General features: G+C 67.2%; 23 protein-coding genes. 15 read left to right on the top strand and 8 right to left on the bottom strand.

Annotated elements, in window-relative coordinates; genetic code table 11:
* Window positions 1-24 precede the first annotated feature (24 nt).
* The 3 genes from topA to plsY form a co-directional block, all read right to left on the bottom strand.
* On the bottom strand, window positions 25-2,613 hold the full coding sequence (topA, locus tag JAO74_RS11895; RefSeq protein WP_199038165.1) for a type I DNA topoisomerase: 2,589 nt from the start codon (window positions 2,611-2,613) through the stop codon (window positions 25-27).
* A gap of 96 nt (window positions 2,614-2,709) precedes the next feature.
* Window positions 2,710-3,789, bottom strand: a complete 1,080-nt coding sequence (dprA, locus tag JAO74_RS11890) for a DNA-processing protein DprA (RefSeq protein WP_332908801.1) — start codon at window positions 3,787-3,789, stop codon at window positions 2,710-2,712.
* Entirely contained in the window at window positions 3,782-4,384 is a 603-nt protein-coding gene (gene plsY, locus JAO74_RS11885) for a glycerol-3-phosphate 1-O-acyltransferase PlsY (protein WP_199038161.1), read from the bottom strand. Before plsY ends, dprA begins: the two co-directional genes overlap by 8 nt.
* Before the next feature lie 122 nt (window positions 4,385-4,506).
* Between plsY and murI the strand changes: the two genes are divergently transcribed.
* Together murI and hemA are read left to right on the top strand one after the other, a co-directional pair.
* Window positions 4,507-5,304, top strand: a complete 798-nt coding sequence (murI, locus tag JAO74_RS11880; RefSeq protein WP_199038159.1) for a glutamate racemase — start codon at window positions 4,507-4,509, stop codon at window positions 5,302-5,304.
* A gap of 97 nt (window positions 5,305-5,401) precedes the next feature.
* The gene (gene hemA, locus JAO74_RS11875; protein ID WP_199038157.1) at window positions 5,402-6,643 is read left to right on the top strand and encodes a 5-aminolevulinate synthase; all 1,242 of its coding nucleotides are present in this window, start codon (window positions 5,402-5,404) and stop codon (window positions 6,641-6,643) included.
* Window positions 6,644-6,663: 20 nt separating this feature from the next.
* Here the strand turns inward: hemA and JAO74_RS11870 are convergent, their stop codons facing one another.
* From JAO74_RS11870 to JAO74_RS11855, 4 genes are read right to left on the bottom strand one after another with little or no spacing between them, the layout of a single operon-like run.
* A complete protein-coding gene (locus JAO74_RS11870) occupies window positions 6,664-7,230 on the bottom strand; it encodes a Uma2 family endonuclease (RefSeq protein ID WP_199038155.1) in 567 nt (188 codons plus the stop codon).
* Window positions 7,231-7,261: 31 nt separating this feature from the next.
* Window positions 7,262-7,699: a DUF3429 domain-containing protein gene (locus JAO74_RS11865; protein ID WP_332908800.1), complete on the bottom strand. Its 438-nt coding sequence runs from the start codon at window positions 7,697-7,699 to the stop codon at window positions 7,262-7,264.
* Entirely contained in the window at window positions 7,696-8,415 is a 720-nt protein-coding gene (locus JAO74_RS11860) for an anti-sigma factor (RefSeq protein WP_332908799.1), read from the bottom strand. Before JAO74_RS11860 ends, JAO74_RS11865 begins: the two co-directional genes overlap by 4 nt.
* On the bottom strand, window positions 8,405-8,974 hold the full coding sequence (locus tag JAO74_RS11855; RefSeq protein WP_199038153.1) for a sigma-70 family RNA polymerase sigma factor: 570 nt from the start codon (window positions 8,972-8,974) through the stop codon (window positions 8,405-8,407). The genes JAO74_RS11860 and JAO74_RS11855 overlap by 11 nt, the downstream gene beginning before the upstream one ends.
* Before the next feature lie 127 nt (window positions 8,975-9,101).
* Between JAO74_RS11855 and rpiB the strand changes: the two genes are divergently transcribed.
* The 6 genes from rpiB (at window position 9,102) to JAO74_RS11825 (ending at window position 12,829) form a co-directional block, all read left to right on the top strand.
* Window positions 9,102-9,542 carry a ribose 5-phosphate isomerase B gene (rpiB, locus tag JAO74_RS11850; RefSeq protein ID WP_199038151.1) on the top strand — a complete coding sequence of 147 codons (441 nt, stop codon included), beginning with the start codon at window positions 9,102-9,104 and terminating at the stop codon, window positions 9,540-9,542.
* The gene (gene glyA / locus JAO74_RS11845; RefSeq protein ID WP_233150935.1) at window positions 9,539-10,864 is read left to right on the top strand and encodes a serine hydroxymethyltransferase; all 1,326 of its coding nucleotides are present in this window, start codon (window positions 9,539-9,541) and stop codon (window positions 10,862-10,864) included. Before rpiB ends, glyA begins: the two co-directional genes overlap by 4 nt.
* A 5-nt stretch (window positions 10,865-10,869) precedes the next feature.
* On the top strand, window positions 10,870-11,043 hold the full coding sequence (locus JAO74_RS11840) for a small multi-drug export protein (RefSeq protein WP_199038149.1): 174 nt from the start codon (window positions 10,870-10,872) through the stop codon (window positions 11,041-11,043).
* Window positions 11,044-11,050: 7 nt separating this feature from the next.
* The gene (gene nrdR, locus JAO74_RS11835; protein ID WP_199038148.1) at window positions 11,051-11,512 is read left to right on the top strand and encodes a transcriptional regulator NrdR; all 462 of its coding nucleotides are present in this window, start codon (window positions 11,051-11,053) and stop codon (window positions 11,510-11,512) included.
* A gap of 124 nt (window positions 11,513-11,636) precedes the next feature.
* Complete coding sequence (locus JAO74_RS11830; RefSeq protein ID WP_233150934.1) at window positions 11,637-11,954, top strand: GIY-YIG nuclease family protein; 318 nt, start codon at window positions 11,637-11,639, stop codon at window positions 11,952-11,954.
* Window positions 11,955-11,956: 2 nt separating this feature from the next.
* A complete protein-coding gene (locus tag JAO74_RS11825; protein ID WP_199038553.1) occupies window positions 11,957-12,829 on the top strand; it encodes an RNA methyltransferase in 873 nt (290 codons plus the stop codon).
* Here JAO74_RS11825 and JAO74_RS11820 read toward each other — a convergent pair.
* Window positions 12,767-13,066, bottom strand: a complete 300-nt coding sequence (locus JAO74_RS11820; protein ID WP_233150933.1) for a chorismate mutase — start codon at window positions 13,064-13,066, stop codon at window positions 12,767-12,769. The genes JAO74_RS11825 and JAO74_RS11820 overlap by 63 nt on opposite strands.
* 105 nt (window positions 13,067-13,171) lie before the next feature.
* On the opposite strand from JAO74_RS11820, the gene JAO74_RS11815 reads away from it, so the two are divergent.
* The 7 genes from JAO74_RS11815 to folK all read left to right on the top strand — a co-directional run bounded on the left by JAO74_RS11815 (window position 13,172) and on the right by folK (window position 18,968).
* The gene (locus JAO74_RS11815; protein WP_233150932.1) at window positions 13,172-13,399 is read left to right on the top strand and encodes a hypothetical protein; all 228 of its coding nucleotides are present in this window, start codon (window positions 13,172-13,174) and stop codon (window positions 13,397-13,399) included.
* A 192-nt stretch (window positions 13,400-13,591) separates the two neighbouring features.
* Window positions 13,592-14,206 carry a 30S ribosomal protein S4 gene (gene rpsD, locus JAO74_RS11810; RefSeq protein ID WP_199038141.1) on the top strand — a complete coding sequence of 205 codons (615 nt, stop codon included), beginning with the start codon at window positions 13,592-13,594 and terminating at the stop codon, window positions 14,204-14,206.
* A 166-nt stretch (window positions 14,207-14,372) separates the two neighbouring features.
* Complete coding sequence (locus JAO74_RS11805; protein WP_199038139.1) at window positions 14,373-16,007, top strand: M28 family peptidase; 1,635 nt, start codon at window positions 14,373-14,375, stop codon at window positions 16,005-16,007.
* On the top strand, window positions 16,004-16,972 hold the full coding sequence (locus JAO74_RS11800) for an agmatine deiminase family protein (RefSeq protein WP_199038136.1): 969 nt from the start codon (window positions 16,004-16,006) through the stop codon (window positions 16,970-16,972). The genes JAO74_RS11805 and JAO74_RS11800 overlap by 4 nt, the downstream gene beginning before the upstream one ends.
* Before the next feature lie 109 nt (window positions 16,973-17,081).
* Complete coding sequence (gene aguB / locus JAO74_RS11795; RefSeq protein ID WP_199038135.1) at window positions 17,082-17,942, top strand: N-carbamoylputrescine amidase; 861 nt, start codon at window positions 17,082-17,084, stop codon at window positions 17,940-17,942.
* A 66-nt stretch (window positions 17,943-18,008) separates the two neighbouring features.
* Window positions 18,009-18,440, top strand: coding sequence for a hypothetical protein (locus tag JAO74_RS11790; protein WP_199038134.1), 432 nt, complete (start codon window positions 18,009-18,011; stop codon window positions 18,438-18,440).
* A gap of 51 nt (window positions 18,441-18,491) precedes the next feature.
* Window positions 18,492-18,968: a 2-amino-4-hydroxy-6-hydroxymethyldihydropteridine diphosphokinase gene (folK, locus tag JAO74_RS11785; RefSeq protein WP_199038133.1), complete on the top strand. Its 477-nt coding sequence runs from the start codon at window positions 18,492-18,494 to the stop codon at window positions 18,966-18,968.
* Window positions 18,969-18,974: the final 6 nt, after the last annotated feature.

The following is an 18,974-nucleotide window of genomic DNA, read 5'->3' as shown; positions in this document are numbered from 1 at the left end:
TCCCGACCGCGCATCTCCGTCGACTCACTCCGCCTTGGGGGCCGCTTTCTTCGCCGGCGCCTTCTTGGCCGCAGGCTTCTTTGCCGCCGCTTTGGCCGGTGCATCCTTCTTCGCCGCCGGCTTCTTGGCTGCCGCCTTTTTGGGCGCCGCCTTCTTCTTCGGCGCCGGTGCGGCCGCCGCGCGTGCGTCGATCAGCGAGGCCGCTTCCTCCAGCGTCAACTGATCGGGCGTGATCGATTTCGGCAGGGTCGCGTTGGTTTCGCCATCGGTGACATAGGGACCGTACCGCCCCTCCATCAGCTTCAGTTCCAGTTCGGTCCGCGGATGCTTGCCCAGCTCCTTCAGCGGCGCGCGGGCCGCCCCGCGCGCCGGACGGCCACCGCCCGCCGCCGCCTCGGCCAGCTTCACCACCGCCGCGTTCATGCCCGTCTCGAACACATCGGCGGTCGATTGCAGCCGCGCATATTTGCCCGAATGCGCCAGATAGGGGCCATAGCGCCCGATCGAGGCGGTGATATCCTCGCCCGACTCAGGATGCTTGCCGACCGTGCGCGGCAGGCTGAGCAGTTTCAGCGCCCATTCCAGATCGAGTTCGACATCCTTGGGGATCGACGCGCGCTTGGCATCCTTGCCATCGCCCAGCTGGATATAGGGACCGAATCGCCCCGATTTCCGCTCGACCGGCAGGCCCGTCTCCGGGTCCTTGCCCAATTGCTCAGGCCCGGTGTCCTCGTCCGCCGACCCGCCCTGCGCGAAACGCCGGGTGAATTTGCATTCGGGATAGTTGGAGCAGGCGACGAACGCGCCGAAGCGACCACCGCGCAGCGCCAGCTTGCCCTCGCCGCAGTTCGGGCACAGCCGCGGATCGCTGCCGTCCGCCTTGTCCGGGAACAGGTACGGCGCCAGGAACACGTCGAGTTCGGCGGTGATGGCGCTCGGCTGCTGTTCCATCACCTCCGACGTCAGCGGCTTGAAGTCGCGCCAGAACGCTTCCAGCACCGCCTGCCACTGCGCGCGACCGCCTGATACGTCGTCCAGTTCCTCTTCCAGATCGGCGGTGTAATCGAAGCCGACATATTTCTGGAAAAACCGCTCCAGAAATGCGGTGACGAGCCGGCCGCTTTCCTCCGCGAAGAACCGGTTCTTCTCGATCCGCACATAGGCGCGGTCCTTCAGCGTCTTGATGATCGACGCATAGGTGGAGGGCCGGCCGATGCCGAGTTCCTCCATCCGCTTGACCAGCGACGCTTCGGAGAAACGCGGCGGCGGCTGAGTGAAATGCTGCTCGGCATCGACCGCCTTCTTCGCCGGCGCATCGCCCTCGCGCATCCGGGGCAGACGGCGCGACTCCTCGTCGGCGCTGTCGTCCTGTCCTTCTTCATATAGCGCGAGATAGCCGGGGAAGAGCACGACTTGGCCCGTGGCGCGCAACACATGCCGTCCGGTGCCTTCGGCCAGTTCCACCGTCGTCCGCTCGAACCGCGCCGATGCCATCTGGCTGGCCAGCGCGCGCTTGAAAATCAGGTCGTACAGCCGCGCATGATCGCCGCCACCCGCCTTGTCCTTGCCGAAATCGGTCGGACGGATCGCCTCATGCGCTTCCTGCGCGTTCTTGGCCTTGGTCTGGTACTGGCGCGGCTTGTCCGGGACATAGCCGGCGTCATACCGGTTCGCGATGGCGAGACGCGCGGCGGAGATGGCGCTGCCGTCCATCTGCACGCCGTCCGTCCGCATGTACGTGATCGCGCCGTCCTCATAGAGTCCCTGCGCGATCCGCATCGTGTGATCGGCGGAGAAGCCGAGCTTGCGCGCCGCCTCCTGCTGCAGGGTCGATGTAGTAAAGGGCGGCGGCGGGTTGCGCGTGCCGGGCTTGGTCTCGACCGACTGGACCGAGAAACGCCCTTCCTCGACCGCGGCCTTGGCGCGCAGCGCGTCGCCCTCATTGCCGATCGACAGGCGGTCGAGCTTGTTGCCCTCGAACTGGACGAGACGGGCGGTGAACGGCGTGCCGTCCTGCTCCATCTGTGCGGTGACGGACCAGTATTCCTGCGCCCGGAACGCCTCGATCTCGCGCTCGCGCTCGACGATCAGGCGCAGCGACACCGATTGCACACGGCCCGCCGACTTGGCGCCGGGCAGCTTGCGCCACAGCACCGGCGACAGCGTGAAACCGACGAGATAATCCAGCGCCCGCCGCGCCCGATACGCGTCGATCAGATCGGTATCCAGCTCACGCGGCGCCTTCATCGCCGCCAGGATCGCAGGCTTGGTGATCGCGTTGAACGTGACGCGCTGCACGTCCTTGGGCAGCGCCTTGCGCGCCCGCAGCACCTCTTGCACATGCCACGAAATCGCCTCGCCCTCGCGATCCGGATCGGTCGCCAGGATCAGACGGTCGGCGGTCTTCGACAGATCGGCGATCGCCTTCAGCTGCTTGGCCTTGTCCGCGTAGTTCTCCCACTCCATCGCGAACCCGTCGTCCGGGTTTACCGATCCGTCTTTGGGCGGCAGATCGCGGACATGGCCGTACGAGGCGAGAACCCGATAATCCGAGCCGAGGTATTTTTCGATGGTCTTCGCCTTGGCGGGCGATTCGACGATGACAAGCTGCATGACTGGCTAATAGCGTCCTTACGTGTACGCGCGAGGGTGGCGAGGTTGATCGGGCGGCGTCAAGTCGCTGGTGCTATCCGATATAGAGCACGACGATCAGCAGAGACTTACCCGCCCGCCAGCGTGGCGTTCCAGTCGCCCGGCCAGTTCCAGCTCCAGCAACACCGTCTGCACCACCGCCGGCGGGCGGCCGGACTGGCGGATCACCTCGTCGACCGGCACGGGCGCCGGGCCCAGCAACGCCGACACGGCGGAACGCGCGGCATCGTCGGCATCCTCGGGCGGCGGCCCGCCCCAGCCATGGACGGGGGAGCGCACCGCGCGCGGATCGATCGGGCGGATCTGTTCCAGCACGTCGGCGGCCGACTGGATCAGGATCGCGCCTTCGCGGATCAGGCCGTTGCATCCTTGCGCGCGCGGATCGATCGGGCTGCCCGGCACCGCCATCACCTCGCGGCCCAGTTCCACCGCCAGCCGCGCGGTGATGAGCGATCCGGATTTCGGCGCCGCCTCCACCACCACGGTGCCCTGCGCCAGTCCGGCGATGATGCGGTTGCGATAAGGAAAATGGCGGGCGCGCGGCTCCGTGCCCGGCGGCTGTTCGGCAATCAACAGACCGCGCGTCGCCACCTCTTCCTGCAAGGCGGCGTTTTCCGGCGGGAAGACGACGTCGATGCCGCAGGCGATCACCCCGATCGTCCCGCCCGCCAGCGATCCGGCGTGGGCCGCCGTGTCGATACCGCGCGCCAGACCAGAGACCACCGTCGTGTCCTGCGCCACCAGATCATGCGCCAGTTGCCGTGCGAACCGGCACGCGGCGGCAGAGGCATTGCGCGCGCCCACGATCGCCACGCACGGCCGCGCCGCCAGCGTCAGGTCGCCGCGCACGATCAACACCGGCGGCGCATTGTCCAGCTCGGCGAGCAACGGCGGATACCCGGCATCGTCATGAAACAGATATCGCGCACCGAGTCGGGCGACCTGCTCCCGCTCGCGATCGATGGCCGCCGCGTCTGGCGGCGGCGGTGCCATGCCGCCGCCGCGCCGGGCCAGCGTCGGCAACGCCTCCAGCGCCCGGCCGGCATCGCCGAATCGCGCGAGCAACTGGCGATAGGCGACCGGGCCGATGCCACCGGTCCTGAGCAGGCGCAGCCGCGCCGTGATCGTGTCAGTCACGCCGGCCGATGCGTGGTTCGGTGCCGGCCAGCAGCCGCTCGATATTGTCGCCATGTTTCCAGATCACCAGCAGACCGAGCGCCAGCAGCAGCATGACAAGATCGAATCGTCCCCACAGCGCCGCCGCGACGGGCGCGCTGATCGCCGCCGCCATCCCGGCGACCGCCGAAATCCGCAATCCCGCCAGCAAGGAAAGCCACACGACCGCATAGACGACACCGATCGGCCAATGGAGGCCGACGACGATGCCCATCAGCGTCGCGACCCCCTTGCCGCCGCGAAAGCGCAGCCAGACGGGATAGCAATGGCCGATGAACGCACCCGCAGCCGCCAGCACGCCTTCGCCCGGAAACAGCCGCTCGACGATCAGCACCGCCGCCAGCCCCTTCAGCATGTCGAGCAGCAACGTCGCCGCCGCCAGGCCCTTGCGGCCCGTGCGCAGCACGTTGGTCGCACCGATATTGCCCGATCCGATCTGGCGCAGATCGCCGGCCCCGGCCACGCGCGTCAGAATCACGCCGAACGGGATCGACCCCAGCAGGTAACCGATCAGCAACGCCGACGCCGGAGCGATCCAGAGGATATCAGTGTGCAAATTTTCCCCCTTCGTTCCGCTATACCGTGCCGGGCGACGGCCTGTCCACCGCCTGTCCCTTCACTTCGCTCAAGGGCCTCAAGGGGTGACGCGATCGGATCGTGCCGGCTAAAGGCGGATTCATGATCGACGACGCCCCGATCCTGTTCTTCGATTCCGGTGTCGGAGGCCTGTCGGTGGTCGGGCCGACACTGGCGCTGCTGCCGCATGCCCGCATCGTCTATGCCGCCGATTCGGCGGGCTTTCCCTATGGCACGAAGAGCGAGGCGGAGATCGCCGCCCGCGTGCCGGCGCTGCTCGGCCGGCTGGTCGAACGCTATCGCCCGCGACTGGTGGTGATCGCGTGCAACACCGCCTCCACCATCGCCCTGCCCGCGGTGCGCGCCGCGCTCGACGTGCCGGTGGTCGGCACGGTGCCGGCGATCAAACCGGCGGCGGCGATGAGTGCGACGCGGGCGATCGGCGTGCTGGGCACCGAGGCAACGGTGCGCCAGCCCTATGTCGACGATCTGGCGGCGCGCTTCGCCGGCGATTGCCTCGTCCTGCGCCACGGATCGGCGGCGCTGGTCGAGATCGCCGAGGCGGCGCTGGCCGGCCAGCCGCCGTCGCCCGATCGCATCGGCACGGAGTTGCAGGGACTGTTCGGGCAGGACGGCGGCGACCGAATCGACGTGATCGTCAACGCGTGCACGCATTTCCCGCTGCTCGAGGACGATATGATCGCGGTCGCGCCACCGGGCGTCCGCTTCGTCGATGGCGGACCGGGAATCGCACGACGAATCGCCTATCTGACGGAAGGTCAGGCATGGCCGGCGACGCCGCAGCCCGGCACGCTGGTCTTCACGCGGGCCGATGATCGCACCCGCGCGATCGCGGCCACCCTGGCGTCGCGCGGCTTTCCGCTACTGGAAACGTTGTAAATCCACGGAAGCCGGGACAATTTGTCCGCCCCGTCGATCATAGTCACCGCTTTTATGCGCTGGCCTCGCGAGGGGGACGCCATTACATGGGCAGCCCATGAGCAGCGACGGCACCGATGTGCGCGTGGATTACTCGCGCGTGTTCACCCAGGCGATCGATCGCCTTCATGCCGAGGGGCGCTACCGCGTCTTCATCGACATTCTGCGCAACAAGGGCGCGTTCCCCAATGCGCGTTGCTTTGCCGGGCATAACGGGCCGAAGCCGATCACCGTCTGGTGCTCCAACGACTATCTCGCCATGGGCCAGCATCCCAAGGTGATCGCCGCGATGGAAGAGGCGTTGCACGATGTCGGCGCCGGCAGCGGCGGCACGCGCAACATCGGCGGCAACACGCATTATCATGTCGATCTGGAAGGCGAACTCGCCGACCTGCACGGCAAGGAAGCGGCGCTGCTGTTCACCAGCGGCTATGTCTCGAACGAGGCGACGCTGGCGACGATGGCCAAGATCCTGCCCGGCTGCGTGATCTTTTCCGACGAGCTGAACCACGCATCGATGATCGCGGGTATCCGCAATTCGGGCTGCGAGAAGCGCATCTTCCGCCACAACGATCTGGCCCATTTGGAAGAATTGCTGGCGGCCGAAGACCCGTCGGTGCCCAAGCTGATCGCGTTCGAGAGCGTGTATTCGATGGAGGGCGATGTCGCCCCGATCGCCGCGATCTGCGACCTCGCCGACCGGTACAACGCGCTGACCTATTGCGACGAAGTCCACGCGGTCGGCATGTACGGCCCGCGCGGCGGCGGCATCTCCGAACGCGACGAGGTGGCCGAGCGGCTGACGATCATCGAGGGGACGCTGGGCAAGGCGTTCGGCGTCATGGGCGGCTATATCGCCGCCAGCCGCACGATCATCGACGTCATCCGCAGCTATGCGCCCGGCTTCATCTTCACCACCAGCCTGTCGCCCGTGCTGGTCGCGGGCGTGCTGGCCAGCGTGCGCCACCTGAAATCCTCGACGGCGGAACGCGAGGGGCAGCAGGCGGCGGCGGCGATGCTGAAAACCATGCTGGCGGATGCCGGCCTGCCGGTGATGGTCGGCGAAACGCATATCGTGCCGGTGATGGTCGGCGATCCGGTGAAGGCGAAGAAGATCAGCGACATCCTGCTCGCCGAATACGGCGTCTACGTTCAGCCGATCAACTACCCCACCGTACCGCGCGGCACCGAGCGCCTGCGCTTCACCCCCGGCCCCGCCCACAGCGAGACGATGATGCGCGACCTGACCGGCGCGCTGGTGGAAATCTGGAGCCGGCTGGAACTGCGCAAGGCGGCGTGAACGCCGGCCGGGCGCGACGGTCAGTCGATGACGATCGTGGCGTCCGTGCCGGGAACGGCGATCGGCTCGCCGAAGCGGATCGTGCCGACCAGCGCATAATCGCCAGCCACGGGTTCGCCGAAGACATGGACGACCGATCGCTCGCCATCGATCACCCAGTAAGCGGCGATCCCCGCCCGTGCATAGGCCAGTCGCTTCAGACCCAGATCGCGCACGATCGTCGATTCGGCAATCTCGATCACCAGTGCGACATCGTCCGCGTGTAACAGACCGATATCGCCGACCGGGCGATCGAGAATGGCGGCATCGCATGCCATCACCGTATCATCACCCAGGTCGAGGCCGACCTCTCCCCGAATCAATTCCTCCGACACGACCTTCGCCAGCCGGATCACGATCCTCGCCTGACGGCCGGCATGCGCATTGTGTGGCGGATTCATCCGCTCCAATTCCCCCTGAACCAGTTCCATCTTCATGTCGTCGAACGCCCCGGACTCCATCATCCGGAGAAACTCGGCGGTCGTGAAGCGCGCGGTGAACGACGTATCGAACGGGGTCGCCGAAAGGGTCGTCGCAGGCCGGTTCATGCCCCGACCATAACAGATCGCCGCCAGCCCGTCACACCACCCCCGTCAGGATGGTCAGCACCCCCAACCCTACCGACAACGGCACGCGCAGGCCCATCCATCCCGTCGGCGCCTCACCCGTCGCAACCAGATGGCGATCCACCAGCAGCGTCAGCAGCAAACCACTGCCGAGGCCGACGAGCGCCCAGCGCAGCGACCCATGCAGCGCCACGCCGACCAGCAATATCGTCACCAGCGTCGGCGCCACCGCCAGCCCCGCCAGCGCCCCTTGCCCGCTAGACCGGCGCACCGCCCATCCCCACCAGATGCCACCGAGAAAGCTGAAGATCAGCGCGGCATAGACGAACGCCATGCCGTGCAGCACGCCCAGCCCGTCATGCCCGGTCGCTAGCCCCACGAGCAGCGCCGCCTGTGGCAGTAACCCGGCGAACCCCAGCAGCCGGGTGGTGCGGTCGATCGACCCGTTCACACCGCCGCCAGCGCGCCGGTCGCCACCACCGGCCCGGTCGGCTTGCCGGTCGGCGATCCGCCCTCCGGCTCGATCGAGATGGCCAGCGTCGCCCCCGCCGCGATCCGCGCGCGGTCGGCCGCCGGCACGACCAGCAACGTCGCATCACGCGCCAGCAACCCCAGCGGATACGGCACGCCATCGCCGCCGATCACCCAGAGCTGCGCGACGCGCGTGGCCGGCGCATCGGGCGCGGCGGTCACGCGGATGCTGCCGTCCGTCGGATCGAACGCGGCGGCGACCGGCGCTTTCGCGTCGCCCAGCGCCGCGACGAGGATCGGCGCGGAGGCAGTGATCGGCGGCGGCCCCATCGGTGCGCCACCCGGCGGTGGCCCACCCGGCCGCAATGCAACGACCAGTAACAGGCACGCGGCCAGCGCCGTGCTGACGATCGCCAGCAGCGGCCACGGGAACGGCCGTCCGCGCCGGGCGGGCGCGACGCCGCCCAGACTGGCATCGATCCGGTCGATCAGATCCTCCGGCGGCTGCGCTTCGGGCCACAGGTCGAACAGTTGCGACAGATACATCCGCCAGCGTTCGACATCGGCGGCGAAACCCGGCTCGGCCAGCATCCGGCGAAGCGCGACGGCGCGTTCCTCGCCATCCAAAAATCCCAGCGCCAGTTCGCCCGCCGCCACGTCCGGTTCGTCGTCGGGGCTCAGCGGTTCAGGCGGCACGGTCGAGGCACTCCTTCAGGCGGGCAAGGCCACGACGAATCCAGCTTTTGGCGGTCCCCAGCGGCACGCCCCGGCGCTCCGCCAGCTCGGCATAGGTGACGCCATCGAAAAACGCGGTGCGGATCGCCTCGCTCTGGCGTCCCTCCAGTTCGCGCAGGCAATCCTGCAGCGTATGCGATCCGTCCGACGCCATCAGCATCGCCTCGGCATCGGGCGCGGAATCGGCGATGTCGGGCGCGTCCTCGATCGGGGCGGCGCGGCGGACGCGCTGCGACCGTTGCCAGTCGATCGCGCGGTTGCGGGCGATCGTCGCCAGCCACGTGATCGGGCTCGCCCGTCCCGGTTCCCACGCGCCCGCCCGGCGCCAGATGATAAGGTAGACGTCGTGCAACACGTCCTCCGCAGCCTGTCGATCGCCACAGATACGCAGGGCGATCCCGAAAAGCTTCGCGGAGGTCAGTCGATACAGTTCGCGGAAGGCGGCACGATCCTCGCTTCCGGTGGCGATCAGCACGCTGGCCAGATGGGCGCGGGCGTCGTCGGTGGCGATGCGTTGCATCCGGGCAGACTAGCGGCTGCGGTACGGACGACAAGACCGAATGACGGCGACAACGCTGTGGCCATTTTCCGCGTCTGTCGGTAAGGGCGCTGGCATCCATCCGCTTCACCGTCAGCAGGGATCGCCCATGCGCATCGCCATCGCCTCCGATCATGCCGCCGTGTCGCTGAAGACGACGCTGGCCGCCTGGCTCGCAGAGGTCGGCCATGAGGTCATCGATCTCGGCACGCATGGCGACGCGCGCGTCGATTACCCGGATTACGGCCATGCCCTGGCCGAGGCGCTGGCCGATGGTCGCGCCGAACGCGGCATCGCGCTGTGCGGATCGGGGGTCGGCATCTCGATCGCCGCCAATCGCCACCCCGCCTGCCGCTGCGCATTGGTGTCCGAACCCCTGTCGGCCCAGCTCGCGCGTCACCATAATGATGCCAACGCCATCGCGATGGGCGCCCGCCTGATCGGCGACGACATGGCGAAGGCCTGCATCACCGCTTTCCTGTCCGCCGAATTCGAAGGCGGCCGTCATCAACACCGCGTCGACAAGCTATCGAAGGAGTTCGCCGCATGAGCACCCAGCCCCAAGACATTTCGCCCCGGGATATTTCAGGCGTCCAGCCGGATGGTTTCTTCACCCGCGGCCTGGCCGATGCCGACGCTGCGATCTTCGCCGGCATCGCGCATGAACTGGAACGCGAGCAGACGCAGATCGAACTGATCGCGTCGGAGAACATCGTGTCGAAAGCGGTGCTGGAGGCGCAGGGCTCGGTCTTCACGAACAAATATGCCGAGGGCTATCCCGGCAAGCGCTATTATCAGGGTTGCGCGCCGTCCGACGAAGTCGAGCAGCTGGCGATCGACCGTGCGAAGCAGATCTTCGGCTGCGGCTTCGTCAACGTGCAGCCGCATTCGGGCGCGCAGGCCAACGGCGCGGTGATGCTGGCGCTGGTGAAGCCGGGCGAGACGATCCTGGGCATGAGCCTCGACGCGGGTGGCCACCTGACCCACGGCGCCCGCGCCGCGATGTCGGGCAAGTGGTTCAACGCGATCCAGTACGGCGTCGATGCCGACACCCACCTGATCGATTACGCCGAGGTCGAACGCCTCGCGGTCGAGCATCAGCCGAAACTCATCATCGCCGGCGGCTCCGCCTATCCGCGCACGATCGATTTCGCCAAGTTCCGCGCGATCGCGGACAAGGTCGGTGCGTATTTCATGGTCGACATGGCGCACTTCGCCGGCATCGTCGCCGCCGGCCTGCACCCCACGCCGTTCGGCCACGCGCACGTCGTGACCACCACCACGCACAAGACGCTGCGCGGCCCCCGCGGCGGCATGGTGATGACCAATGACGAGGCGATCGCGAAAAAGATCAACTCGGCGGTGTTCCCCGGGCTTCAGGGCGGCCCGCTGATGCACGTCATCGCCGCCAAGGCGGTTGCCTTCGGCGAGGCGCTGCGCCCCGATTTCAAGAGCTACATCGCCGCCGTGGTCGAGAACGCCAAGGTGCTGGCCGCCACGCTGAAGGAACGTGGCGCCGACGTCATCGCCGGCGGCACCGACACGCATCTGGCGCTGATCGATCTGCGCCCGCTCGGCATCACCGGCCGCGACGCGGACGAGGCGCTGGAGCGCGCCGGCATCACCTGCAACAAGAACGGCATCCCCAACGATCCGCTGCCGCCGGTGAAGACCAGCGGCATCCGCGTCGGCAGCCCCGCCGGCACGACGCGCGGCTTCGGCCCCGCCGAGTTCCGCGAGATCGGTCACATGGTCGCCGACGTGCTCGACGGTCTCGCCAAGAAAGGCGAGCACGGGGACCCGGAGGTCGAGGCGGACGTTAGGGCGCGGGTACGCACGCTGTGCGCACGCTTCCCCATCTACCAAGGATAAGCACCATGTCGAAGATCGACGAAATCCAGACCGAAGTGAAGAACACGCCGGGTCTCGGCAAGAAGATGGCGAAGTACAGCGCGATCGGCGCGGTGCTCGCGATCCCGCTGCCCGTCGTCGGCCCGGTGCTGGGCGCGATCGTCGGAGCCGGCGTGGCCTATGCCAAGCGCAAGGGCTGACCGCTGAATGCGCTGCCCCTTTTGCGGCCATGAAGACAGCCAGGTAAAGGACAGCCGCCCCACCGAAGACGGGGCGGCGATCCGGCGTCGGCGGCAGTGCGAGGGGTGCGCAGCGCGGTTCACCACGTTCGAACGCATCCAGCTGCGCGAACTGACCGTGTTGAAGAGCGAGGACCGGCGCGAGCCGTTCGACCGCGAGAAACTGATGCGCTCGGTCTCGATCGCCGCCCGCAAGCGGCCGATCGAACCGGCGCGGATCGAGAAACTGGTGTCCGGCATCCAGCGCCGACTGGAAACGCTCGGCGACAGCGAAGTCACCTCCGCCCGGATCGGCGAGATGGTGATGGATGGCCTGAAGGCGCTCGACTCGGTTGCCTATATCCGCTTCGCCAGCGTGTACCGCGACTTCAGCGAGGCACGGGATTTCGAGGCGTTCGCCGGGCAGGTTGAAGAGGCCGGGCGGGGTTAGGGCCAAACCTTTCGTCCAAAGGGCAATCAAGTGGCCCTCATGCGCTCCTACCCTTCCCCACTCCGTTCGTCCCGAGTAGCCGTCGAGCTTGTCGAGACGGCGTATCGAGGGATAGAGCCGAACGATGACGTTCTGGGCCTATATCCTCCGCTTTGCCGACGGCAGTTATTACACGGGTCACACCGACGATCTGGAACGCCGCGTCGGCCAGCATCAAACCGGTCAGGTCGCGGGATATACGCAGAAGCGGCGGCCGGTTGTGTTGATGTGGTCGCAGGATTTCGACAGTCGTTATGAAGCGCTGACAGCAGAGGCACAAATCAAGGGTTGGTCCGCGCCAAGAAAGAGGCGCTGGCGAGAAGCGACTGGGCGGCACTGCATGAAGCCGCCATCCCGCCCGCGGAAAGAACCCTTCGACTTCGCTCAGGGCGAACGGAAATAAGAATGATCGACGTCACACACGGAACCGACCAGCCCACGCCTTCACCCTCCGTTCGTGCTGAGCGAAGTCGAAGCACATTTGTCACCCCGCCATCCCCCACCCCACCCCCCGTCATCGTCCTCGTCCGCCCCCAGCTCGGCGAGAACATCGGCAAGGCCGCCCGCGCCATGCTGAACTTCGGCCTCGTCGAACTACGCCTCGTCGCCCCCCGCGACGGCTGGCCCAATCCACAAGCCGGCCCGGCCGCCAGTGGCGCCGACATCGTGCTGGAACAGGCGGCGGTCTATGACACCGTCGCCGCCGCCGTCGCCGATTGCACGCACGTCTACGCCACCACCGTCCGCAAGCGCGGCGTCACCAAGCCGGTCGCCACGCCCGAAGCAGCGGCGCGGGCGATCCATGCCGATCCCGGCCGCGCCGCGATCCTGTTCGGCCCCGAACGGTCCGGGCTGGAAACCGACGACGTCGCGCTGGCCCGCACAATCATCACCGTGCCGATCAATCCCGAATTCGGCAGCCTGAACCTCGCGCAGGCGGTTATCCTCGTCGCCTATGAATGGTCGAAGGGGCAGGAACTGGCGCAGCCGCCGGAAACCGAGATGCCGTTGCCCGCACCGCAGGGCGAACTGGACGGCATGATCGCGCAGCTTGACGACATGCTGGTAGCGGCGAATTTCTTCTTCCCGCCCGCCCGCACCGAAACCGTGCGGCGAACGCTGCGCACCCTGCTGACCAAACCCGGCTGGTCGGCGCAGGAGGTGCGGACGATGCGCGGCGTGCTGGCCGCGCTCGACGGCCGTAAGGCGCGGCGATCAGCGCCGGTCGAACGCGGCGAGTTCATAGGCGATGGAGGCCTCGACGAGACGCTCCCATAGATCGCCGACCACCGCCTCCGGCACGCCCGCATCCCGCGCGGCGGCGCAGGCATTGGCGATCACCTGCGCCTTGCGATCCTCGTCGCGCACCGCGCCGCGCACCGGTTTGATCCGCGCGGCCGCATCCATATAGCCGAAGCGGCGTGCCAGCAGCGTCACCAGATCGCGATCGACCTGATCGACGCCGGCGCGCACCTCGGCCATGGTGGAACAGTCGGCGGGAGCAACGATGATCATGTCGCCCCGCATAACGCGCCTGCACGCCATCGCAAACGGCGGATCGACAAGTCGGCCGCGACACGATATCGACAGTATACGTTTTGGCCTGTTCCGGGGATGACCATGTCGATCGCGATCCTCCTGACCCTGATGCAGGCCGCGACGCCCGTCGCCGTGCCGACGCCGGCCGCCGATCCCGAAAAGCGCATCTGCCGTAGTACGAAGATCACCGGATCGCGTCTCGGCCAGACCCGCGTCTGCCACACCCGGCGCGAATGGGACGAGGCCAGCGCCGTCGCGCGCCAGCGGATGGAGCATATTCAGAACGGCGCGATCAACACCGGCCAGTAAGGTCGCGCCTTCTCCCCAAACTTGACTCGGGCGGAGCGTCCCGCTAACCGCGCGCCTTCGCAATGCCCCCGCACCCCGGTGAAGCGGCGGGCCTGCCCTCATAGCTTTGAGACGTAGCGCGATACCGGGACCAACCCGCCCGTCCGTTCGCGGATCGGCGGTCAACGTCGTTCGAATTGCCAAGGATCTATCATGTCGAAGCGTCAAAGCGCGAAGTACAAACTCGACCGTCGTATGGGCGAGAACATCTGGGGCCGCCCGAAGTCCCCGGTCAACAAGCGCGAATACGGCCCCGGCCAGCACGGCCAGCGCCGCAAGGGCAAGGTGTCGGACTTCGGCATCCAGCTGCGCGCCAAGCAGAAGCTCAAGGGCTATTACGGCGACGTGACCGAGAAGCAGTTCCGCGCCTGCTATCACGAAGCGGCCCGGATGAAGGGCGATACCAGCCAGAACCTGATCGGCCTGCTCGAGCAGCGTCTCGACATGCTCGTCTATCGCGCCAAGTTCGCCCCGACGATCTTCGCCGCACGCCAGATCGTCAGCCACGGCCACATTCGCGTCAACGGCGTGAAGTGCAACATCGCCTCGCGTCGCTGCTTCGTCGGTGACGAGATCACGCTGGGCACGAAGGCCAAGGAAATGGCGCTGGTGCTGGAAGCACAGAACCTCGCCGAGCGTGAGATCCCCGACTATGTCGCGCAGGACGGCAACGCCAAGGTGACGTTCGTTCGCGTACCGACGCTGGACGAGGTTCCTTACCCGGTGAAGATGGAGCCGAACCTGGTGGTCGAATTCTACTCGCGCTAAGCGAGGAAGAAGACCACCGGACGGCCGACGGGCTACAGCCCGTTCGACGACGCGGCTTTGCCGCGGCGCGCTCCGGAAGCAAAAGAGGGCGGCCCCATGGGTCGCCCTTTTTCGTTTGGACAAGCCGCGCGCCTGACGCCAGAACGCGCCCGCAAAGGAGTACCCCATGCGCGCCGCCCTTCTCCCCCTGTTGCTCACCGCCGCCCCGCTCGCGGCCCAGACCGCCCCGGCGATCGACGTCGAGACGCTGAAGACCGTCACCCGCGACCTGTCCTCCGATGCGTTCGAGGGCCGCGCCCCGACGACCCCGGCAGAGGAGAAGACGGTCGCCTATATCGTCGATCGTTTCCAGAAGGCGGGGCTGAAGCCCGGTAACAACGGCAAATGGACGCAGGACGTGCCGATGGTGGAGATCACCGCCACGAACGTGCAGCCGCTCTCCTTCACCGGCGGCAAGTCGCCGGTTACGATGGCGTACCGCACCGACATGGTCGCCGGCACCTATCGCGTCGTGCCGCGCATCGACGTGCGTAACAGCGATGTCGTCTTCGTCGGTTACGGCATCACCGCGCCCGAAAAAGGCTGGGACGATTATGCCGGGGTCGATGTGAAGGGAAAGACCGTCGTCATCCTCATCAACGATGCCGACTGGCAGACGATGTCGCGCGAAGGCCCGTTCGAGGGTCGTGCGATGACGTGGTACGGCCGCTGGCCCTATAAGTTCGAGAATGCCGCCAGGCACGGCGCCGCCGCCGCGATCATCGTCCACCAGACCGAACCCGCCGCCTATCCCTGGGCGGTCGTGCAATCGTCCTGGACCGGCCCGCAGCTGGAACTGGACGAGAAGGGCGATCACATGGACCAGAGCCAGGTCGTCGGCTGGATGCAACTGGCCAAGGCGCAGGAACTGTTCGCCAGCGCCGGCAAGGATTTCGCCGCCCTGTCCGAAGCCGCGAAGACCAAGGGCTTCAGGGCCGTGCCGCTCGGCCTGAAAATGTCGACCGGCTTCGGCAATGCGATCAAGCGTCAGGCATCGAAGAACGTCATCGGCGTCCTGCCCGGCACCACCGCCCCCCATGAATATGTCCTCTATTCCGCGCACTGGGACCATCTCGGTCGCTGCGACGCGGTGGATGGCGACGATATCTGCAACGGGGCCGAGGACAATGCCACCGGCGTCGCCGGCCTCGTCGCATTGGCGGAGGCGAATACGAAGGTCGGGCCGGCCAAACGCACCGAGGTCTATCTCGCCGTCACCGCCGAGGAATCGGGGCTGCTGGGTTCGCGCTATTACGCCGAACACCCGGTCTATCCGCTCGCCAGGACGGCCGGCGGCGTGAACATGGACGTGCTGAACGTCCACGGCCTCGCGCATGATTTCGTGCTGACCGGCGCGGGCAAGAGCGAGATCGAGGATCTGGTGAAGCCCATCGTCGCAGCACAGGGCCGTCGCATCGGCGTCGAGCCCACGCCGGAACGCGGCAGCTATTATCGCTCCGATCACTTCTCGTTCGCGCGGCTCGGCGTCCCTGTCCTCAGCGGTGAATCGGGCGAGGATTTCGTGAAGGGCGGCCCCGCCGCCGGCAAGGCGGCGAGCGACGCATACAACGCCAATCGCTATCACAAGCCCGCCGATGAATATGATCCCAACTGGGACTGGTCGGGTGCGGTGTCCGACCTGACGATCTACTACACGCTCGGCCGCCAGCTCGCCGACGATACGACCTTGTGGCCCAACTGGTATCCGACCGCCGAATTCCGCGCGGTTCGCGACAAGGCCCGCGCAGGAGTTACGAAGTGACGCGTCCGACCCCTCCCGCCGAATGGGCACCGCATGAAGCGGTCTGGATCGGCTTCCCCAGCCATCCGGAACTGTGGGAAGACGATCTGGACCCCGCCCGTGACGAAGTCGTCGCGTTCGCCCGCGCGGTCCACGCCGATGGCCGCGGCGAGCGCGTGATCCTGGTCTGCGCCGATGCCGAAGCGGCACAGACCGCCCGCGCCCTCGCACCGTTCGCCGGGATCGAGGTGCAGGCGTTCGGCGATATCTGGCTGCGCGATACCGGCCCCATCATCCTGTCGGACGGCAGCGCCAGCGATTTTCAGTTCAACGGCTGGGGCGGAAAATACGACCTGCCCGGCGACGACACCGTTGGCCTTCGGCTGGCGCAACGTCTCGGCCGCCGCGTCGGCACCTGCAACTGGGTGCTGGAGGGTGGCGCAATCGACGGCGACGGCACCGGTATCATGGTGACGACCGAACAATGCCTGCTCAATGCCAACCGCAACCCATCGCTGACCAAGACGCAGATCGAGGCGAAGCTGCGTGACGATCTCGGCTTGTCGCGCGTCGTCTGGCTGGGCGAGGGATTGCTCAACGACCATACCGACGGCCATGTCGACAACCTCGCGCGCTTCGTGGCTCCGGGCCGGGTCGCGATCCCCGAACCGGCGGAGAACGATCCCAACTGGCAGGTGTACAGCCGCGCCCGCCGCGACCTGATCGCCGCCGGCCTCGACGTGGTGACGATCCCCTCCCCCGGCCGCGTGCTGCGCGACGACGAGGTGGTGCCGGCCAGCTACATGAACTTCTATATCGGCAATGCCGCGGTGGTCGTGCCCCTCTACGGCGCGGAGAACGACGACGCCGCGGTGGCGGCGATCCAGGCGCTGTTCCCGGACCGGACCGCGGTCGGCCAGCGCGCCGACCACATCCTGACCGGCGGCGGCAGCTTCCACTGCATTTCGCAGCAGATTCCCGCCTGAGAACTTCCCTCCCGCTTGCGGGAGGGGTCGGGGGTGGGCATGTCCCGACCGCCATCACCCGTAATCCCCACCCAGCCCCTCCCGCCAGCGGAGGGGAGCAGGATTGACCATGACCCAGATCACCGTCGCCGCGCTCCAGCTCGGCTTCACCGCCGATATCGACGCCAACATCGCCAATGTCTCGCGCCTGGTGCGCGAAGCGGCGGCGCGCGGCGCGCAGGTGATCCTGCCCCCCGAACTGTTCGAGGGCGAATATTTCTGCCGGGTCGAGGACGAGGGCCTGTTCGCCAACGCCGCCCCCGTCGGCGAGCACAAGGCCGTGCTGGCGATGCAGGCGCTGGCCGAGGCGCTGAAGGTCACGATCCCCACCAGCTTCTTCGAGGCGGACGGTCCGCATCATTACAACAGCCTCGCGATGATCGGTCCCGATGGCGAGGTGCAGGGCGTCTATCGCAAGAGCCACATCCCCGATGGCCCCGGCTACGAGGAGAAATTCTATTTCCGCCCCGGCAATACCGGCTTCAAGGTGTGGCGCGGCCCGCCCGCCGCGCCGGCGGCGAAGCTGGGCGTCGGCGTCTGCTGGGACCAATGGTATCCGGAAACCGCGCGCGCGATGATGCTGATGGGTGCCGAACTGCTGTTTTACCCGACCGCGATCGGCAGCGAACCGCACGACACCTCGCTCGACACCGCCCGGCTGTGGCGTCGGGCGATGGTCGGCCATGCGGTATCCAACGTCGTGCCGGTGATCGCCGCCAACCGCATCGGCGTGGAGCATGGCCAGACTTTCTACGGTACCAGCTTCATCACCGACGAACGCGGCGACATCATCGCCGAACTGGATCGCGAGGAAGAAGGCGTCATCACCGCGACGATCGATATCGACCGGGTAAGGCGCCACCGCGCCGCCTTCGGCTTCTTCCGCGATCGCCGTCCCGACCTGTACGGACGGCTGGTGCAGGATATCTGATCGGCCGGATCGAACCGATCCGGGGTCGTAACCGATTATATACGACGATCCCTGCAAAGACCGGGGATGGAACAGTCCTCCCTGCTCGATCGCCTGCATCGCCACCAGCGCCTGGCGCAGGATATCCTGACCCGCGGGGCCGCCTGCATCGATGGCGGCCCCGACATCGCACTACCGGCGATCGCCGGCCTGCGTGCGGAGATGGGGCAGGTGCTGCGCGACTATCAGATCTTCAAGCACGAAGAGATCTTCGATCCCGCGGTAACGTCGGGATCGCCGGATCGCATCGAACGGGCGCGCGCGATGAAGATCGAATGCATCGGCGCCGGCGAATCGTTCCGCACGCATCTGGTCTATTGGCAGCACCGCGACGTCACCGCGGAATGGGAAGCGTACAAGGCGTCCGCCCGCCTGACGATCAACCAGCTCAAACGCCATATCGGCAAGGAGGAAGAGGGCATCACCGCCCTGCTGACGGATATGTCCATCGACGCGTAACGGCGGGACATCACGCTCGCGCCGGTGCGATGGCTGCGATAAGCGGCGGCGATGGCCACGACCCTTTACGCCATCGCGCTCGGCGCCAACCGATACGGGCGTCACGGCCGCCCATCCGCCGCCATCGTCGCCGCGCTGGCCGCGATCGGCGGGGTAGAGGCAGTCTCGCCGATCATCGCCAGCGCCCCGATCGGCCCCTCCACCCGCATGTTCGCCAATGCCGCCGCGCTGATCCGCAGTGACGAGCCGCCCCCCGCCCTCCTCGCCCGGCTGAAGGCGATCGAGCGGCGGATGGGTCGGCGACCCGGTATCCGCTGGGGGGCGCGGCCGATCGATCTCGACATCATCCTCTGGTCGGGCGGCCCATGGCGCACCCGGACGCTGACGATCCCCCATCCCGCCTTTCGCGACCGGCGATTCGTCCTGGGTCCGCTGGCGCGAATCGCCGCCCGCTGGCGCGACCCGATATCAGGTCTTCGCGTCCGTCATCTGCTGAGCCAGGTTGACCGCCGCCGTCCCCGCACCTAGGTCGCA

The organism is Sphingomonas mollis, assembly GCF_016427505.1.
Taxonomy (GTDB): Bacteria; Pseudomonadota; Alphaproteobacteria; order Sphingomonadales; family Sphingomonadaceae; genus Sphingomonas; species Sphingomonas mollis.
This window is presented reverse-complemented; position numbering and strand designations above follow the sequence as displayed.

Excerpts from the sequence above, each read along its gene's own strand:
- topA (WP_199038165.1), bottom strand. The coding sequence starts at position 2,613 with ATGCAGCTTGTCATCGTCGAATCGCCCGCCAAGGCGAAGACCATCGAA.
- murI (WP_199038159.1), top strand. The coding sequence starts at position 4,507 with ATGATCGACGACGCCCCGATCCTGTTCTTCGATTCCGGTGTCGGAGGC.
- hemA (WP_199038157.1), top strand. The coding sequence starts at position 5,402 with ATGAGCAGCGACGGCACCGATGTGCGCGTGGATTACTCGCGCGTGTTC.
- JAO74_RS11870 (WP_199038155.1), bottom strand. The coding sequence starts at position 7,230 with ATGAACCGGCCTGCGACGACCCTTTCGGCGACCCCGTTCGATACGTCG.
- JAO74_RS11855 (WP_199038153.1), bottom strand. The coding sequence starts at position 8,974 with ATGCAACGCATCGCCACCGACGACGCCCGCGCCCATCTGGCCAGCGTG.
- rpiB (WP_199038151.1), top strand. The coding sequence starts at position 9,102 with ATGCGCATCGCCATCGCCTCCGATCATGCCGCCGTGTCGCTGAAGACG.
- glyA (WP_233150935.1), top strand. The coding sequence starts at position 9,539 with ATGAGCACCCAGCCCCAAGACATTTCGCCCCGGGATATTTCAGGCGTC.
- JAO74_RS11840 (WP_199038149.1), top strand. The coding sequence starts at position 10,870 with ATGTCGAAGATCGACGAAATCCAGACCGAAGTGAAGAACACGCCGGGT.
- nrdR (WP_199038148.1), top strand. The coding sequence starts at position 11,051 with ATGCGCTGCCCCTTTTGCGGCCATGAAGACAGCCAGGTAAAGGACAGC.
- JAO74_RS11830 (WP_233150934.1), top strand. The coding sequence starts at position 11,637 with ATGACGTTCTGGGCCTATATCCTCCGCTTTGCCGACGGCAGTTATTAC.
- JAO74_RS11825 (WP_199038553.1), top strand. The coding sequence starts at position 11,957 with ATGATCGACGTCACACACGGAACCGACCAGCCCACGCCTTCACCCTCC.
- JAO74_RS11820 (WP_233150933.1), bottom strand. The coding sequence starts at position 13,066 with ATGATCATCGTTGCTCCCGCCGACTGTTCCACCATGGCCGAGGTGCGC.
- JAO74_RS11815 (WP_233150932.1), top strand. The coding sequence starts at position 13,172 with ATGTCGATCGCGATCCTCCTGACCCTGATGCAGGCCGCGACGCCCGTC.
- rpsD (WP_199038141.1), top strand. The coding sequence starts at position 13,592 with ATGTCGAAGCGTCAAAGCGCGAAGTACAAACTCGACCGTCGTATGGGC.
- JAO74_RS11805 (WP_199038139.1), top strand. The coding sequence starts at position 14,373 with ATGCGCGCCGCCCTTCTCCCCCTGTTGCTCACCGCCGCCCCGCTCGCG.
- aguB (WP_199038135.1), top strand. The coding sequence starts at position 17,082 with ATGACCCAGATCACCGTCGCCGCGCTCCAGCTCGGCTTCACCGCCGAT.
- JAO74_RS11790 (WP_199038134.1), top strand. The coding sequence starts at position 18,009 with ATGGAACAGTCCTCCCTGCTCGATCGCCTGCATCGCCACCAGCGCCTG.
- folK (WP_199038133.1), top strand. The coding sequence starts at position 18,492 with ATGGCCACGACCCTTTACGCCATCGCGCTCGGCGCCAACCGATACGGG.